The sequence below is a fragment of the Ensifer sp. LC163 genome, assembly GCF_001695855.1.
Taxonomy (GTDB): domain Bacteria; phylum Pseudomonadota; class Alphaproteobacteria; order Rhizobiales; family Rhizobiaceae; genus Ensifer.
This window is the reverse complement of sequence record NZ_MBSS01000012.1, coordinates 74873-90791: the sequence shown is the minus strand read 5'-3', so window position 1 is coordinate 90791 and position 15919 is coordinate 74873. Positions and strand designations below refer to the sequence as shown.

The 15919-nt window shown below is 61.9% G+C and carries 12 protein-coding genes and 3 tRNA genes; 12 read left to right on the top strand and 3 right to left on the bottom strand.

Going from position 1 to position 15919, the window contains the following annotated elements; translation table 11 throughout:
* Window positions 1-31 precede the first annotated feature (31 nt).
* Window positions 32-2239, top strand: coding sequence for an esterase-like activity of phytase family protein (locus tag BC360_RS10310; RefSeq protein ID WP_208858171.1), 2208 nt, complete (start codon window positions 32-34; stop codon window positions 2237-2239).
* An 89-nt stretch (window positions 2240-2328) separates the two neighbouring features.
* Here BC360_RS10310 and BC360_RS10305 read toward each other — a convergent pair whose 3' ends face one another.
* Both BC360_RS10305 and BC360_RS10300 read right to left on the bottom strand, forming a co-directional pair.
* The gene (locus BC360_RS10305) at window positions 2329-2802 is read right to left on the bottom strand and encodes a MarR family winged helix-turn-helix transcriptional regulator (protein WP_065787331.1); all 474 of its coding nucleotides are present in this window, start codon (window positions 2800-2802) and stop codon (window positions 2329-2331) included.
* A gap of 183 nt (window positions 2803-2985) precedes the next feature.
* Window positions 2986-4824 (bottom strand): methyl-accepting chemotaxis protein, encoded by a 1839-nt coding sequence (locus BC360_RS10300; protein WP_065795142.1) that lies wholly within the window; start codon window positions 4822-4824, stop codon window positions 2986-2988.
* 377 nt (window positions 4825-5201) lie between these two features.
* Here BC360_RS10300 and BC360_RS10295 point away from each other — a divergent pair, with 377 nt between their 5' ends.
* The 3 genes from BC360_RS10295 to BC360_RS10285 all read left to right on the top strand — a co-directional run bounded on the left by BC360_RS10295 (window position 5202) and on the right by BC360_RS10285 (window position 10402).
* Window positions 5202-6479, top strand: a complete 1278-nt coding sequence (locus BC360_RS10295) for a metallophosphoesterase family protein (protein WP_065795141.1) — start codon at window positions 5202-5204, stop codon at window positions 6477-6479.
* Window positions 6479-9940 (top strand): ATP-binding protein, encoded by a 3462-nt coding sequence (locus BC360_RS10290; RefSeq protein ID WP_065795140.1) that lies wholly within the window; start codon window positions 6479-6481, stop codon window positions 9938-9940. The genes BC360_RS10295 and BC360_RS10290 overlap by 1 nt, the downstream gene beginning before the upstream one ends.
* A 63-nt stretch (window positions 9941-10003) precedes the next feature.
* On the top strand, window positions 10004-10402 hold the full coding sequence (locus BC360_RS10285; protein WP_065787142.1) for a cupin domain-containing protein: 399 nt from the start codon (window positions 10004-10006) through the stop codon (window positions 10400-10402).
* 312 nt (window positions 10403-10714) lie between these two features.
* Here the strand turns inward: BC360_RS10285 and BC360_RS10280 are convergent.
* A tRNA-Val gene (locus BC360_RS10280) sits at window positions 10715-10790 on the bottom strand.
* Window positions 10791-11261: 471 nt separating this feature from the next.
* Here BC360_RS10280 and BC360_RS10275 point away from each other — a divergent pair.
* The 8 genes from BC360_RS10275 (at window position 11262) to nuoE (ending at window position 15917) form a co-directional block, all read left to right on the top strand.
* Window positions 11262-11338 (top strand) — tRNA-Asp (locus BC360_RS10275).
* Window positions 11339-11412: 74 nt separating this feature from the next.
* Window positions 11413-11489, top strand: a tRNA-Asp gene (locus tag BC360_RS10270).
* Window positions 11490-11784: 295 nt separating this feature from the next.
* Window positions 11785-12150, top strand: a complete 366-nt coding sequence (locus tag BC360_RS10265) for an NADH-quinone oxidoreductase subunit A (protein WP_065787141.1) — start codon at window positions 11785-11787, stop codon at window positions 12148-12150.
* Complete coding sequence (locus tag BC360_RS10260) at window positions 12141-12719, top strand: NuoB/complex I 20 kDa subunit family protein (protein ID WP_065787140.1); 579 nt, start codon at window positions 12141-12143, stop codon at window positions 12717-12719. The genes BC360_RS10265 and BC360_RS10260 overlap by 10 nt, the downstream gene beginning before the upstream one ends.
* Before the next feature lie 18 nt (window positions 12720-12737).
* The gene (locus tag BC360_RS10255; RefSeq protein WP_065787139.1) at window positions 12738-13343 is read left to right on the top strand and encodes an NADH-quinone oxidoreductase subunit C; all 606 of its coding nucleotides are present in this window, start codon (window positions 12738-12740) and stop codon (window positions 13341-13343) included.
* A gap of 57 nt (window positions 13344-13400) precedes the next feature.
* Complete coding sequence (locus BC360_RS10250; RefSeq protein WP_065787138.1) at window positions 13401-14591, top strand: NADH-quinone oxidoreductase subunit D; 1191 nt, start codon at window positions 13401-13403, stop codon at window positions 14589-14591.
* Window positions 14591-14848: a hypothetical protein gene (locus BC360_RS10245; protein WP_065787137.1), complete on the top strand. Its 258-nt coding sequence runs from the start codon at window positions 14591-14593 to the stop codon at window positions 14846-14848. Before BC360_RS10250 ends, BC360_RS10245 begins: the two co-directional genes overlap by 1 nt.
* A 16-nt stretch (window positions 14849-14864) precedes the next feature.
* A complete protein-coding gene (gene nuoE / locus BC360_RS10240; RefSeq protein ID WP_065787136.1) occupies window positions 14865-15917 on the top strand; it encodes an NADH-quinone oxidoreductase subunit NuoE in 1053 nt (350 codons plus the stop codon).
* The last annotated feature ends 2 nt before the right edge of the window (window positions 15918-15919 follow it).

Sequence of the window (15919 nt, the reverse complement as noted above, 5' to 3'; positions counted from 1 at the left end):
CGCAGAACCCCCTTGTTTTTGAATATTCGATATGGGGGATTTCATGACCATTTCATCATGCAGAACAGCGCTCGCCGCCATGCTTCTCGCGTCCGTTGCTTTTCCGGCTGCCGCCGAACCGGTGTTCAATCGTATTGCGTCCTTCGCCGTTGCCGACAACCTGCCCGAGGGTGATGCCCGCAAGGAAGCGACATCCGCGGAAATCATCGCCGCAACCGAAGACGGCAACACGCTGATTTATTCCGATAGCCCGGGGAAGCGCATCGGCCTCATCGACATCACCGAGGCCAAGGCGCCGAAGGCCGCCGGCACTGTTTCGTTCGAGGGAGAGCCGACATCGGTGACTGTCGCCGGTGCCAAGGCGCTGGTCGCGGTCAATACGCGCGAAAGCTTCACAAAGCCTTCCGGCTTCCTCGCCACCGTCGACGTTGCCTCGAAGAAGGTCGAGGCGACCTGTGATCTCGGCGGTCAGCCGGACTCCGTCGCTGTCAACAAGGACCGCACGCTTACCGCGATCGCCATCGAAAATGAGCGTGATGAAGAGGTCAACGACGGCAAGATCCCGCAGATGCCTGCCGGCGATCTGGTGATCCTGTCTCTGAAGGACGGCGTTGCCGATTGCGCGACGATCAAGCACGTGACTCTGACGGGTCTTGCCGAAATTGCTGGCGACGATCCAGAGCCGGAATTCGTCTCCTTCAACGGCAAGGACGAGATCGCGCTGACGCTGCAGGAAAACAACCACATCGTCATCATCGACGCCAAGTCCGCGGCGGTAAAGACGCATTTCTCCGCCGGCGCAGCCGACCTCAAGGACATCGACACCAAGCGCGACGGTGCTATCGCCTTCAAGGACGAGCAGTCGGGCCGCAAGCGCGAACCTGACGCCGTCAAGTGGCTTGACGACGATCGCATCGTCGTTGCCAACGAAGGTGACTATGAGGGTGGTTCGCGCGGCTTCACGATCTTCGACACGGCCGGTAAGGTCCTGTTCGAATCGGGCGCGAGCTTCGAGCACGCGATCGCGTCGATCGGCCATTATCCGGAGAAGCGCTCGTCGGCCAAGGGTGTCGAGCCGGAGGGCCTCGAGGCCGCCAAGTTCGGCGACGACAATCTGTTCTTCGTGCTTGCTGAACGCGCATCTGTCGTCGGCGTTTACAAGGACACCGGCGCCGAGCCGGAACTGCTGCAATTGCTGCCATCAGGCATTTCGCCGGAAGGTGCTGTCGCGATCCCGTCCCGCAATCTGCTTGCCACCGCCAACGAAGTCGATCTCGGTGAAGACGGCGGTGCCCGCTCGCATGTGATGATCTACGAACGCGGCGAAGGCGAAGCTGCCTATCCGCAGATCCGCTCGGCCGACAAGGATGGTCTGCCTGTCGGGTTCGGAGCGCTTTCCGGCCTGGCAGCGGTTGCCGACAAGCCCGGTTTTCTGCGCGCCGTCAACGATTCAGTCCATTCGTCGCAGCCGACGATCTTCACCATCGACGCGACCCAGAAGCCGGCGCTGATCACCGAAACGCTTCGCATTACCCGCGATGGCTCACCGGCACAGAAGCTCGACATCGAAGGCGTAGCCAATGATGGGGAAGGGGGCTTCTGGCTCGCTTCGGAGGGTAACTCCGACAAGCTCTACAGCCACGCGCTGCTGCGCGTGAACAAGAAGGGCGAGATCAAAAAGGAGATCGCCCTGCCTGAAGCTCTGCGGGCCGGCGAGACCCGCTTCGGCTTTGAAGGCGTAACAGTCGTCGGCGAAGGCGACGACCAGGTGCTCTGGATGGCCGTTCAGCGCGAATGGAAGGATGACGAGAAGGGCTTCGTCAAGCTCGTCTCCTACAAGCCGTCGAGCGAGGAATGGGGTGCGGTCCGCTATCCGCTCGAAAAGGCGGACGGCGGTTGGGTCGGTCTGTCCGAAATCTCGGTCCACGGCGACTATGCCTACATCATCGAACGCGACAACCTGATCGGCCAGGCCGCCAAGCTGAAGAAGCTCTACCGTGTCGCGCTTGCCGACCTGAAGCCGGCAGCCCTCGGCAGCGAGCTCCCCGTCGTCAAGAAGGAAGAGGTTCGCGACCTCGTTCCCGATCTGAAGGCTTTGAACGGTTACGTCGTCGATAAGGTCGAAGGCCTTACCGTCGATGCCGCCGGCAACGGCTATGTCGTCACCGACAACGACGGTGTCGATGATTCTTCCGGCGAAACGCTGTTCTTCTCCATCGGTGCCATCGACGCGATGTAAGCGTCGGGCCAGGGGAAAAACGGCAGAGGCCGGGACATGACGTCCCGGCCTCTTTCTGTTTCAGCTATCGGTAATTGACTGAGCAATCTTTAGCGAACGACCGCGATCTCGGCCGCTTCGGCCTCGTCCTTGCGCTTGCGGATCTCGTCGGTCTTGTCCACGAGTTTGCCGACGATATCGAAGAGCTGGTCGAGTTCCTTGTCGTCGAGCGCCGAGAAGATTTCCTCGATCAGCTGTTTGCGCGGATGTTCGGCTGCTTCCAGAATGACGCGCCCGGTGTCGGTGATTGAGACGATCTTGGCGCGACGGTCCTCGGGGTCCGGTTTGCGCATGACGAGACGATCGCGCTCGAGGCCGTCGATCGCTTCGGTGACCGTGCGTGGCGCGAAGTTCAGGGCACAGGCGATATCCGTCGAACGACAGGGACCGAGCTTGCTCAGGAAGAACAGGAACTTGCTTCGCGCCAGCGAAACGCCTTCCTCGGTCATCGACTCGTTCACCAGCCGGTGGACGCGGTGATAAAGCTCAAACAGCCTGTCAGAAACTTCGAATGTCTTCTTCATGATCATCGTTGGAAAATTATGAGGTGCCATGTCAAATGGCAGCAACATTATTGATAGTTACAATTGCTACATTTGTCGACTAAAACCTCTGCAATTTCACGGGAACTACCTCCACAGCTAAGAAACGGCCCGCGTTTCCGCAGGCCGTTTCACTTGTACGCTCAAGAATTTCGCCCGTTCGGACTATGCCGCCCAGCGCGATGAGCCGGCCGAAGGCGCGTAGCCGTAGCCCGAAGCCTCGGCCAGGGTGAAGCGGGCGATAAGCTCGCGCAGACGACCGGCCTCCTGCGCCAGCGTCGCGCTTGCGGCGTTCGCCTCTTCGACCATCGCGGCGTTCTGCTGGGTCACCTGGTCCATCTGGTTGACGGCGGTGTTGACCTCGGAAAGCCCGGCGGACTGTTCCTGCGCCGACACCGCAATCGCATCCATGTGCTGGTTGATCGTCACGATGAAGCCTTCGATCGTGCGCAGAGCCTCGCCGGTTTCGCGGACGAGCTTGACGCCGCTCTGCACTTCGACGGCCGAATTGCGGATCAGGTCCTTGATCTCCTTGGCGGCATTGGCCGAGCGCTGTGCCAGTTCGCGCACTTCCTGGGCAACGACGGCAAAGCCCTTGCCAGCATCACCGGCGCGAGCGGCTTCCACGCCGGCATTGAGCGCCAGCAGGTTGGTCTGGAAGGCGATTTCGTCGATGACGCCGATGATGTTGGAGATCTGGCTCGACGAATGCTCGATGCGGCCCATGGCGTCGATTGCGCCGGAAACGATGGCGCCGGACTTGTGTGCGCTTTCGTTTGCCTGGCTGGCGACGGCGCGGGCTTCATTGGTGCGTTTGGACGAGCTTCCGACATTGACCGTGATCTGGTCGAGTGCGGCGGCCGTTTCTTCGAGCGACGCGGCCTGCTGTTCGGTGCGGCGCGACAGATCGTCGGCGCTCTGGCTGACTTCGCGTGCGCCGCTGTCGATACTGCCGGAGCTGGAGGAGACGGCAGCCAGCGTATCGGCCAGCTGGGCAACGGCCTGGTTGAGGTCGTGACGCAGCTGTTCGAAGTCCGGCGCGAAAGGTTCGTTGAGCTGGAAGGCAAGGTCGCCGGCTGCCAGACGGCGAAGACCGGTTGCAAGGCCCGCGGTTGCTTCCTGCAGACGCAGCTGTGCGGCGGCTTCGGCCTCTTCGGTCACGCGCCGGCGCTCGGCCTCTGCCTGAGCGCGCTGTACCTTGGCGTCTTCCTCGAGCTGCAGATTGGAGATCGCTGCCTGGCGGAAGACCTCGACGGCGCGCGCCATCTCGCCGATCTCATCCTTGCGCACGCCATAGGGAATGGCGGTGGCGGTATCGCCATTTGCGAGACCTGCCATCGACCGGGTGATGATCTGGATCGGACGGGCGATGCCGCGGATCGCATAAAGAATGGCGCCGAGCACGATGAGGGCCGCAACCGCGATGACAGCGATTTCGATCGTGCGAATCTGGTCGTGCGTGGCGGAGCTGGCCGCAACGGCAGCATCGGCACCCGCAAGGTTAAGCGCGCGCATTTCCTTGATCGCCTGGTCGACCAGCTGTTCCGTCTCGCGCATCTCGACCTTGAACACGCTCTGCGCCTTCATGTTTTCGAGATTGTTGGAGAGCTTGACCATGCCGGCGGAAACCGAGAGATAGGCCTCGTAGGCGCTCTTGACCTTTTCGAGCGCTGCCCTGTCGGCGTCGCTGACCATCAGTGCGGCATATTCATCCGAAAGCTTGTTGAAGCCATCCACGGTTTCGCCGATGACCTTCTCGGCCGCCTTCTTCTCGAAGGGCGTTAGCGAGATCAGGTGCCGGGCAAACGACATGCGCGTGTCCGAAAGCTGGGTTTCAAGCGCACGTGAGAGCGAGACGCGTGGCAGCCAGGTCGTGGCGATCTCGTTGTTGCGTTCGTTCATCATCTTGATGCCGCCAAGCGAAGCGACCGCCAGCACGGCGACGATGAGGCCAACCATCAGGAAGAGGGCAATGAGGGTGTGTGATATCTTTAGGCGCGACATGAATAACTCCGGAGGAACGGCGTCCGTAAAAGCTTGTGCATGAATAAGTCGTTCCGGCTCTGGATCGTCATGACGGAGCGGATGCCGAAGCAGGGAGTCATTCCTGTGCTTGGCCGCACGCAAAATGCAGCCGCGCGAAACCTAGCCAACAAGTTATTACAAAAGCGCTAATCGATTAAAGTGAGTATAATCTGATATTTGCACATAGGCGTGCGCACATTTTCCGGCGGGCGTTTCATGTCGAAACTGCAGCCCGCACGTATTTAGAACTGTCTTTACTTGGGCGGCCTGAAATAACGGTGAGCGACAGGCGCGTTCGCGTGGATGACGGTGTCCGGCGCATTGACGGGTGCTGCTTTCGCGGGCCATGGTCGGCCATGCCCTTCCGCTTCGTTCACACCGCCGACCTTCATCTTGATTCGCCGCTGCGCAGCCTTGCGCTTAGAAATGCCGATCTCGCCGAAATCGTGCGCGGCGCAACGAGGCAAGCGCTTGCCAGGATCGTAGACCTCTGCCTTGCCGAAGAGGTCGATGCCCTGCTGGTCGCTGGCGACCTTTATGATGGCAGCCAGACCTCGATGAATACCGCGCTGTTTCTCGCGGGCGAGCTGCGCCGGCTCGACGAGGCCGGTATCCGTGTCTTCATCATCCGCGGCAATCACGATGCCCAATCGCAGGTGACGAACGAGCTGACGCTGCCGCCGTCGGTGCATGTCTTCAAGGGCCGCAGCAAGGCCGTTCTGGCAAAGACGCTGGAGAGCGGCCGCGGCGTCCTTGTTCATGGCATGAGCTTTGCGAGCCCCCATGCACCGGAAAGCCTGCTGCCGTCGTTTCAGCCGCCGGCCGCCGACGCGATCAATATCGGCATGCTGCATACGAGCCTTGCCGGCGCTGCCGGCCATGACCTCTATGCGCCCTGCAGCGTGGCGGATCTCCAGGCGCACGGGTTCGACTATTGGGCGCTCGGCCACGTTCATCAGCGCCAGGTGCACGCCAGTGAGCCCTTCGTCGTCATGCCGGGCATGCCGCAGGGGCGCGATATCAACGAAGCCGGCACCAAGGGCGTGACGCTGGTGACGGTCACCGACGAGGGGCGTTTGTCGATCGAGGAACGGGCGATCGGGCTTGCCACCTTCGAGAGAATGAACCTTGATCTCACCGATGTTTCGGACTGGGGTGATATGCTTGATGCGGTCAGGAACGCCTTCCTGCAGTCTCGCGAGACGACCGCTGCCGACAACGTAATTCTCCGTCTGACCTTGACCGGTGCGACGCCGCTTGCCTGGCGCCTGCGCCGCGATGCCGACCTGCTCCAGGCGGAGATCGACAATGTCGCTGCCGGCATCGGTGGCTGCTGGGTTGAGAAAATTGAGCAGGATTGCCGCAGTCCGGATGCCGAGACCGGGACGGCTATCGCCGATCCGGTCGACGAATTGGCGGCCCTTGTCGGCAGCGATGTCCTGCCGGCTCATGGTTTTCGTCAGGAAGTGCGCGCCGCCGTCGAGGAGTTGTTGCAGCAGTTGCCGCCGGACCTGCGCCAGGCTCTGGCGCCGGATGAAGTGGCGGTCGAAAGGCTGGCGTTCGACGCCGGCGTTTCCGGCGCGGCAGAGGTGCTCGCACATCTCCATGGCGGTGCGGGCGAGGGTTCACGCTGATGCGGCTGCGCGAACTCGACCTGGTGCGGTACGGCAAGTTTACCGAGCGCCGCCTCGACTTCGGCCCGGCGACAGCGGGCAGGCCCGACCTGCATATCGTCTACGGTCCGAACGAGGCCGGCAAGTCGACGCTGTTTTCCGGCTTCCTCGACCTGCTCTTCGGCATCGAGCACTACAGCTCGTACGGTTTTCTGCACCCATACCAGACCATGCGGGTCGGCGGCACGATCGAGGCCGCCGGCCGCACCCACCAGGCCTTCCGGATAAAACGCAAGACCAATACGCTGGTGGGCGCCGACGACCAGCCACTACCGGACAATCTGTTTTCCGCCTCGCTCGGCTCGATCGACCGCGCGACCTATCGCATGATGTTCTCGCTCGACGATGACAGTATCGAGCAGGGAGGAGAGGCGATCCTCAAAAGCGAAGGCGAACTCGGCTCGCTGCTCTTCTCCGCAAGTTCGGGTCTGCCGGACAGTGCCGCGATCCTGTCTACCCTGCGCGCCGAGGCGGATGCCTTCTACCGGCCCCAGGCACGCAAGCATCAGCTTTCGGAGCTGAAGGCCGAACTCGACGCGCTGAAAGTCGAGCGCAACGGGTTGGACGTCAATGCTCGCGAATATGCGTCGCTGCGCAAGACGCTGTTTGCCGCCCGCGAGCGCCACGACGCGGCCATGGCTCGGCGTGTCGAGCTGCGGGTGGAGCGTGATCGGCTAAAGGCACAGATCGATGCCTTGCCGCTCTTCCGTCGCCTTTGTGGCTTGCGCGCCGATCTGGCCAGGACGCCTACCTTGCCGCTTGCTCCTGCCGAGTGGGCAACGGAATTGCCGGCACTGCGTCGGCGTGACGTCGAGATCGCAACGAAGCTTCGTCAGCTCGATGACGAAACCCGGCGTCGGCAGGAGGAGCTTGAGGACCTGCCGCGTGACGAGGCGGCACTCATTCTGATGGAGCGTTTGAACGCGCTGCAGGAGGTGGCGCTCGATGCGCGCTATGTCACGGCGGCGCGCGATATGCCTGCACGGATCGAGGAACTGTCGCGGACGAAAACGGAGATTGCCGCCTGCCTTATCAGGCTCGGCGAGCCCGGCGACCGGGATCCGGCATCGCTGCTGTTGCCGACGGCCACGAACGCCCGGCTGCAGGAACTCTCTCGGCAACATTCCGCGCTGCAGGAGCGTGCGGCATCGGCCCGACAGGAGGCAGATGGGGCAAAACGTGCGGAGCAGGAGGCGGCCAGCGAGTTGGCGCGGCTAAAGGCCGAAGGCGGTCCGTGTGTCGATTCGGGTGCGCTTGCCGAGCGGCTGCGACGCCTGCGGCAGGACGATTGTGGGCTGCGCCTGCGGGCCGCCAGACAATCGCTCGAGCGCCTGGATGCGGAGCTGGCCTGCAAGCTGGAGGCTTTGAAGCCCTATTCCGGCAGTGCCGATGATCTGCTTGGCCTGCCGGTGCCCGCTGCCGGCACGATCGAGACCTGGCGTCGTGATTTTGCAACACAGGACGAAAAGCGTCTGCGCCTTGCCGATCGTGTCGCCAGCGAGACCGAGCAACTGGCCGGCGAGGAGGCGCGTCTGGCCGCCCTGGTTGCCTCGGGCGGCGCCATTGACGACAGGGCATCCGCTGAGCTTCGCCAGCACCGGCAGCACGCCTGGGAGCAACACAGGGCTCGGTTGGACACGACGACTGCGGCGCTCTTTGAAGACGCACTGAATCGGGACGACGATGCGGCGGCGTTGCGGCTTGCCGAGGCGGCAAAGGTCGCGGATATGCGGTCGCTCGCTTTGTCGATCGCCGAGCGCCGGGCCCGCCTTGACGCACTTCGGAAACAGCGGCTCTCCCTCGCCGAGGAATCGTCCCCATTGGCAAAAGCGGTCACGACGGCCGCCGCAGTCTGTGGATTACCTAACGTTACGCAATTGCCGGAACTGGAGGCCTGGCTTGCAGCGCGGCTTGTGGCGCTCGATATTCGTGAACAACAGCGCTCTACGCGGCTGGATCTCGCCCGCGCCCAGGCAGACGAGAACGACGCGCGCGATGTTCTCAAGGAATCGCTTGCCGAGATCGGTGTGATCGAGCGTTTGCCCAAGCGGCTTGATGATCTGCTGGCGTTTGCCGAAAATGCTGTCGCGCAGGCGCAGGCGGCTTTCTCTGCCGGCAAGGCTGCGCGCGAGGCGGTCCGGCGAGCCGGCGACATGCTGGAGCAGCGGCAGTCGACCTTGGCGCAAGCCGAGGACGCCTTGTCCTCCTGGCAGGAGCAATGGGACGATCCGCTCTCAGCCACCTGGCTTGCCGACAGGCAGGAGCGGCCTCTGCCGGATCGGGTCGCTCCCATGCTCGCGGTCTTGCAGGATCTCGACAAGTTGGTCCAGCGCAAGGCCGATCTCGATCACCGCGTCGCCGGCATGCGCAAGGACCAGGTGGCCTTTGAGACGGCGGTCGCAGACCTTGCTGGTATGCCGGGCATCGAAGACACGCTTGCGACCTTTGCGGCCATGAGGGCGCGTGTCGCCGACGCGGAGAAACAAGAGGATCGGCGCGCGGCGCTGTTGGCGGAACTTCTCCGCGTTGAAGAGGAGAAACGCACCATCGCTGCCGAGCAGGATCTCCACACCGCTCGCAAACGTCTCGTGCTCGATTTCTTCAACTGCGAGACATTGGACGAAGCGGGGTTGCGGCTCGACGCTGCCCGCGAACAGGAGCGGCTGCGCCAGCGCATCGCCGAATCGGAGGCTGATCTCGCGTCCCGCCTCGGTGTCGCCGGCAGCGAAGACGCCGAGGCGTTGCTGGCTACGCTTGATGACGAAACGGTGCGGCTGGAGCTGGCTCGCGTCGAGGCGCTCCTTGAAGAGAGCGACCGCGATGTCAGCGAATTGCATGCGGATGTGCGGACGAAGGAAGCAGCACTCGCCAATATCGCCGGCGACGACACCGTTGCAGCGCTCGACCAGCGCCGCCGCACGCTGCTTCTGGAGATCGAGGCCAAGGCGCTCGGCTATCTCAAGCTGAAGGCCGGCGTCATCGCCGCCGAGCAGGCGCTCCGGCTTTTTCGCGAGCGCCATCGCAGTGCCATGATGCGGCGCGCATCGGAGACTTTCAGCCGCATCAGCGGCGGAGAATATTCCAGCCTGTCGGCGCAGGCCGACAAGGGTCAGGAGTTCCTGATTGCCAACGCCGCGGCAGGTGGCTCCAAGCTGGCGCGCGATCTTTCCAAGGGGACGCGCTTCCAGCTCTATCTGTCGCTCAGGATCGCGGGCTATCACGAGGTTGCTGCGGCGCGGGAAACCTTGCCCTTCATCGCCGACGATATCATGGAGACGTTTGACGACGGTCGCGCCGGTCGCGCCTTCGAGCTGATGGCGGATATGGCCCGCGTCGGGCAGGTGATCTACCTGACGCACCATGGGCACCTGTGCGATATTGCCCGAACGGCGTGTCCGGAAGTGACTATCCACAGACTATGATGCGGCTGCGCGGTCGGCATTCGGCTGGCGAATTATTGCAACGGGAACCGGGAGGCTCGGCAGATGGAAATCATACCCAGCGGAACGCGGGCGTCGACACGACCCCCGGCCGAGTACTTTACCGGCACGGTCAGGCAGGATCCCGTCATCGAGGCGGCAGAGCCGGCCCGTGTGCGCGCCGTGAACGTGACTTTCGAGCCCGGCGCGCGGACAGCATGGCACACGCATCCGCTTGGGCAGACGCTGGTAGTGACATCAGGCCGGGGCCTGGCGCAGGTCTGGGGCGGCCCGGTGCGTGAGATAAGCACAGGAGACGTCGTCTGGTTTCCGCCTGGCGAAAAACATTGGCACGGCGCCGCGCCGGATACTGCCATGGTTCACCTCGCCATTCAGGAAGCGCTCGACGGCAAGGCGGTCGACTGGCTGGAGCATGTCACCGACGAACAGTATCGCGGCGCCTAGACGATTTTCATGCGCATCGACCGCAGTTTGGCGATCGGACGACGAATCGGTCTTCCGGCGCGTGTTCGCAGCGCGCTACGGGAGTAAGGATCCACTTTCAACAGGTTCGGCTGCACCACGCGGAAGGCGGTTACACGCTCGATTATCGGGCGCCCAGATGCAAGTTTGCCTCGGGCCACGGTGCTGACGGTTCGATGTTTTGATTTGCTGATGACATGGAACGCCGAATTTTGGCTGGCCATCGTTTGGAAGCGAACGTGCGGGAGCAAGCGTTGCTGCAGGGGTAGGCACCGATAATTCTAGGGAAGAAAATGGTGGGCGATGAGAGACTCGAACTCCCGACATCCTCGGTGTAAACGAGGCGCTCTACCAACTGAGCTAATCGCCCTTCAGCGTTCGGACCGGATGTGTCCGCCGCGTCGGTGGCCGTGATCTAGGCGTAACCGAAAAAAACCGCAAGAGCATTTCCGTCGTTTTTTTGATTTTTTTTGCGTGAGCCGACAGAAGTGCAGGAGTTGTCGGGTTTTCCCATTGTGGAAAAAAAGCGGAGAGCGGCACTTGGGGAAAAGGGTGACGGGGGTCGCGGCAACGCTGATCCGATTCTGTCGGCCGGGCCCATTATCTGTGCGTTGTCTTCCCCCAGACCGGCGATCGCCGCTGCGCAAAGGGCAGGGGCTTCCTAGTAATGGGGGAGGGAGAAGCCGGCTTTGACATTGCCTGTGGATCAAAATTGGCTCCGTCATGGATTTGTCTCCAAACACGCTTGACACCCAAATGCGAACCGCTTAGTTAGCCGCTCATCGAACGGGCAAGCCCGCTCGGTGCCGGGGCGGAAACGCTCCAGCCACTTCAAGATGATGCGGGTGTAGCTCAGTCGGTTAGAGTGCCGGCCTGTCACGCCGGAGGTCGCGGGTTCGAGCCCCGTCACTCGCGCCATTCTTGATATGGTTAGACCTAGGCATTCTCACGAAGCGCCGATGGTGGTAATACTGACCCTAGTGGTCATATGCGCGGGTGTAGCTCAGTCGGTTAGAGTGCCGGCCTGTCACGCCGGAGGTCGCGGGTTCGAGCCCCGTCACTCGCGCCATTTACCGCTATATCCCTCCGAGATAGCATGACTGCAGATAGCGTCTTTTGCAGTGCGGCAATCTGCCCTCCGGGCTTCGCTTTTACGGTAAAGTCTCCCCATGCCTGCAAATCAGCGCTTTGCCGCGGCATGCCGTCCAATCCTGTGTCGCGAACCGGTTTAAATGGCCCTCGAAGGCTTGCGCGCAGGCGCGGGCTGCGCTAACCACTCTGGCGTTGCAACATATTTTTCGGCCTGCGAGATTTGTTGTTTTGGCGCTCCCCGGGCGCCCTCCCGCAGGCAGGGACGGATAACAATGACTGAACTTCTCGGTTCCTACGTTCCGATCGCGATTTTCATTGGAATCGCACTTGTGATCGGCCTGGCACTTTTGATTGCTCCCTTCGCTGTCGCGTTCAAGGCGCCCGATTCGGAAAAGCTGTCGGCCTACGAATGCGGTTTCAATGCGTTCGACGATGCGCGCATGAAGTTCGACATTCGTTTCTATCTTGTGTCGATCCTTTTCATCATCTTCGACCTGGAAGTCGCATTCCTCTTCCCATGGGCCGTTTCGTTCCACCAGCTGGGCTGGTTCGGATTCTGGTCCATGATGGTCTTCCTTGGTGTGCTGACGATCGGCTTTGTCTATGAATGGAAGAAGGGAGCGCTGGAATGGAACTAGCATCCGGCACCACGCTCGTTGCGCCCAAGTCGAAGGGGATCATCGATCCCTCGACCGGCAAGCCGATCGGCAGCAATGATGCATTCTTCGGCGAGATCAACAATGAGCTCGCCGACAAGGGTTTTCTGGTCACGTCGACCGATGAGCTCATCAACTGGGCGCGCACCGGTTCGCTGATGTGGATGACCTTCGGTCTTGCCTGCTGCGCTGTCGAGATGATGCAGATGTCGATGCCGCGTTACGACGCCGAGCGCTTCGGCTTCGCGCCGCGCGCTTCGCCGCGCCAGTCCGACGTGATGATCGTTGCCGGCACCTTGACCAACAAGATGGCGCCCGCGCTCCGCAAGGTCTACGACCAGATGCCGGAGCCGCGTTACGTGATCTCGATGGGTTCGTGCGCCAATGGCGGCGGCTATTATCACTATTCCTATTCCGTCGTGCGTGGCTGCGACCGTGTCGTGCCCGTTGATATCTATGTGCCAGGCTGTCCTCCCACAGCAGAAGCGCTGCTTTACGGCGTGCTTCTGCTGCAGAAGAAGATCCGCCGGACCGGCACGATCGAACGCTAAGGGTAGGGGGTTCTTAACATGACTGAAGCCCTGAACGAGCTTGCCTCCTATCTGCGCGAGACGCGCAGCCAGCTGATTTCGGATGCCGCCATCAAATACGGCGAACTGACGCTGACGACGACGGCTGCAAACCTGATCGAATTGCTGACGTTCCTGCGCGACGACGTGCAGTGCGCCTTCATCAACTTCGTCGATGTCTGCGGTGTCGATTGGCCCCAGCGGCCGGATCGTTTCGACGTCGTCTATCACTTGCTGTCGCCACGCCAGAACCTGCGCGTGCGCATCAAGGTGGCGACCGGCGAGGGCGAGCCCGTGCCGTCGGCCACCAGCGTCTTTCCCGGCGCCGACTGGTTCGAGCGCGAAGCCTACGACATGTATGGCATTCTGTTTACCGGCCACCCGGACCTGCGTCGCATCCTGACGGACTACGGTTTCGAAGGGCATCCGCTGCGCAAGGACTTCCCGGTTACCGGGTTTGTCGAGGTTCGCTATGATGACGAAGCCAAGCGCGTCGTCTATGAGCCTGTCGAACTGAAGCAGGAATTCCGTAACTTCGACTTCCTCTCCCCGTGGGAAGGGACGGAATACGTCCTGCCCGGCGACGAGAAGGCGAAAGCACGGTGAGACTAAGTCGGCCCGCGGCGACCCTTTGAGGGCGCCGTCCGGCCTGGAGCAATCGGTATGACCGAACATAACGTCCGCAATTTCAACATCAACTTTGGCCCGCAGCATCCGGCAGCGCACGGCGTTCTTCGTCTGGTGCTCGAGCTTGATGGCGAAATCGTCGAGCGCGTCGACCCGCATATCGGTCTGCTGCATCGCGGCACCGAAAAGCTGATCGAAACCAAGACCTATCTGCAGGCAATTCCCTATTTCGATCGGCTCGACTATGTCGCGCCGATGAACCAGGAGCATGCTTTTGCGCTTGCCGTGGAAAAGCTGACCGGAACCGAAGTTCCGATCCGCGGCCAGCTGATCCGCGTTCTCTATTCGGAGATCGGCCGTATCCTGTCGCATCTGCTGAACGTGACGACGCAGGCCATGGACGTCGGCGCGCTGACGCCGCCGCTCTGGGGCTTCGAAGAGCGCGAAAAGCTGATGGTGTTCTATGAGCGTGCCTGCGGCGCGCGCATGCACTCGGCCTATTTCCGTCCCGGCGGCGTGCATCAGGATCTGCCGCACGAACTGGTCGAGGACATCGGCAAGTGGATCGACCCGTTCCTGAAGACCGTCGACGATATCGACGAGCTTCTGACCGGCAACCGCATCTTCAAGCAGCGCAACGTCGACATCGGCGTCGTCAAGCTGGAAGATGCCTGGGCCTGGGGCTTTTCGGGCGTGATGGTTCGCGGTTCCGGCGCTGCCTGGGACCTGCGTCGTGCGCAGCCCTACGAATGCTATTCGGACATGGAATTCGACATTCCGATCGGCAAGAACGGCGACTGCTTCGATCGCTATCTCATCCGCATGATCGAAATGCGCCAGTCGGCCAAGATCATGCGCCAATGCGTGAACCGTCTGCTCGGCGATGCCAAGGTCGGCCCGGTCTCGTCGATGGACGGCAAGATCGTTCCGCCGAAGCGCGGCGAGATGAAGCGCTCGATGGAAGCGCTGATCCACCACTTCAAGCTCTACACCGAAGGCTACCACGTGCCGGCCGGCGAGGTTTATGCAGCCGTCGAAGCGCCCAAGGGCGAATTCGGCGTCTATCTCGTCTCCGACGGTAGCAACAAGCCCTATCGTTGCAAGATCCGTGCCCCGGGCTACGCGCATCTGCAGGCGATGGACTTCCTCTGTCGCGGACACCAGCTTGCCGACGTTTCGGCCGTGCTGGGCTCCATCGATATCGTGTTCGGTGAGGTGGATCGCTGATGCGTTTCGCGCCCCTGGCTATGGCAGGATTTCTTACGCTCGCAGCGACGGCGTCCGCCCAGGATTCCGTCAACAGCGAAGCGTCGTCCGCCGCGATGCGTGGGGGCTCGATGGCCGATCTCGTGGCCAAGGGCTACGAGATCAAGGCGGCCGTGGCCAACGGCACGCGCTACATCGTATTTTTACAAAAAGACCAGTCAGCCTATGCCTGCGAATTCGTTTCGGTGACGAAATCGCGGTGTGGGTCGATTAACTGATAAGGTGTCGTGAAGAATGTCTGTTCGTCGACTAGCCGAAGACAATGTCCAGCCGGCCGCATTCGCGTTCAATCGCGAAAACGCCGCTTGGGCACAAAAGACAATCCAGAAGTATCCGAAAGGCCGCGAGCAGTCCGCGGTCATTCCGCTGTTGATGCGGGCGCAGGAGCAGGACGGCTGGGTAACGAAGGCCGCGATCGAGTCGATCGCCGACATGCTCGGCATGGCCTATATCCGCGTGCTCGAAGTCGCGACCTTCTATACCCAGTTCCAGCTGAAGCCGGTCGGAACGCGCGCCCACGTTCAAGTCTGCGGCACGACGCCGTGCATGCTGCGTGGCGCTGAAGACCTGATCCGGGTCTGCAAGAGCAAGATCGCCCACGACCCCTTCACCCTCAACGAGAGCGGCACGCTTTCCTGGGAAGAAGTGGAATGTCAGGGCGCCTGCGTGAACGCGCCGATGGTCATGATCTTCAAGGACACCTATGAAGATCTGACGCCCGAGCAGCTCGAGCAGATCATCGACCGCTTCGATGCAGGCAAGGGCGCAGAAGTCGCCACCGGCCCGCAGATCGATCGCGTCTTCTCGGCGCCGGAAGGTGGCCCGACCACGCTGACAACGCCGGACGCACTGGCGAAGAAGGCTCCCGCGAGCGCGAAGAAGGTCAGCGATGCGCCGACCGTCAGCGTTCCGCCGTCGAATGCCGCAAACGCCAAGATCGAAGGCGACACCGCCGACAAGTCGAAGCCCGCCAAGGCGGCCGACGTTTCCGGCAAGCCTTCGCTCGAAGACAAGAACCGCCCGGCAGGCATCGCCAAGCCGGCTGCTGTCGACGACCTCAAGCTGATCTCCGGTGTCGGCCCGAAGATCGAGGGCACGCTGCACGAACTCGGCATCTACACGTTCGCGCAAGTCGCGTCGTGGAAGAAGGCCGAGCGCGAATGGGTCGACGGCTATCTCAATTTCAAGGGCCGGATCGAACGTGACGATTGGGTCAAGCAGGCCAAGGCGCTCGCCAAGGGTGGCGAAGCCGAATACATCAAAGTTTTCGGCAAGAAGCCGCGGTAAAG

Excerpts from the sequence above, each read along its gene's own strand:
- BC360_RS10310 (WP_208858171.1), top strand. The coding sequence starts at position 32 with ATGGGGGATTTCATGACCATTTCATCATGCAGAACAGCGCTCGCCGCC.
- BC360_RS10305 (WP_065787331.1), bottom strand. The coding sequence starts at position 2,802 with ATGAAGAAGACATTCGAAGTTTCTGACAGGCTGTTTGAGCTTTATCAC.
- BC360_RS10300 (WP_065795142.1), bottom strand. The coding sequence starts at position 4,824 with ATGTCGCGCCTAAAGATATCACACACCCTCATTGCCCTCTTCCTGATG.
- BC360_RS10295 (WP_065795141.1), top strand. The coding sequence starts at position 5,202 with ATGCCCTTCCGCTTCGTTCACACCGCCGACCTTCATCTTGATTCGCCG.
- BC360_RS10290 (WP_065795140.1), top strand. The coding sequence starts at position 6,479 with ATGCGGCTGCGCGAACTCGACCTGGTGCGGTACGGCAAGTTTACCGAG.
- BC360_RS10285 (WP_065787142.1), top strand. The coding sequence starts at position 10,004 with ATGGAAATCATACCCAGCGGAACGCGGGCGTCGACACGACCCCCGGCC.
- BC360_RS10265 (WP_065787141.1), top strand. The coding sequence starts at position 11,785 with ATGACTGAACTTCTCGGTTCCTACGTTCCGATCGCGATTTTCATTGGA.
- BC360_RS10260 (WP_065787140.1), top strand. The coding sequence starts at position 12,141 with ATGGAACTAGCATCCGGCACCACGCTCGTTGCGCCCAAGTCGAAGGGG.
- BC360_RS10255 (WP_065787139.1), top strand. The coding sequence starts at position 12,738 with ATGACTGAAGCCCTGAACGAGCTTGCCTCCTATCTGCGCGAGACGCGC.
- BC360_RS10250 (WP_065787138.1), top strand. The coding sequence starts at position 13,401 with ATGACCGAACATAACGTCCGCAATTTCAACATCAACTTTGGCCCGCAG.
- BC360_RS10245 (WP_065787137.1), top strand. The coding sequence starts at position 14,591 with ATGCGTTTCGCGCCCCTGGCTATGGCAGGATTTCTTACGCTCGCAGCG.
- nuoE (WP_065787136.1), top strand. The coding sequence starts at position 14,865 with ATGTCTGTTCGTCGACTAGCCGAAGACAATGTCCAGCCGGCCGCATTC.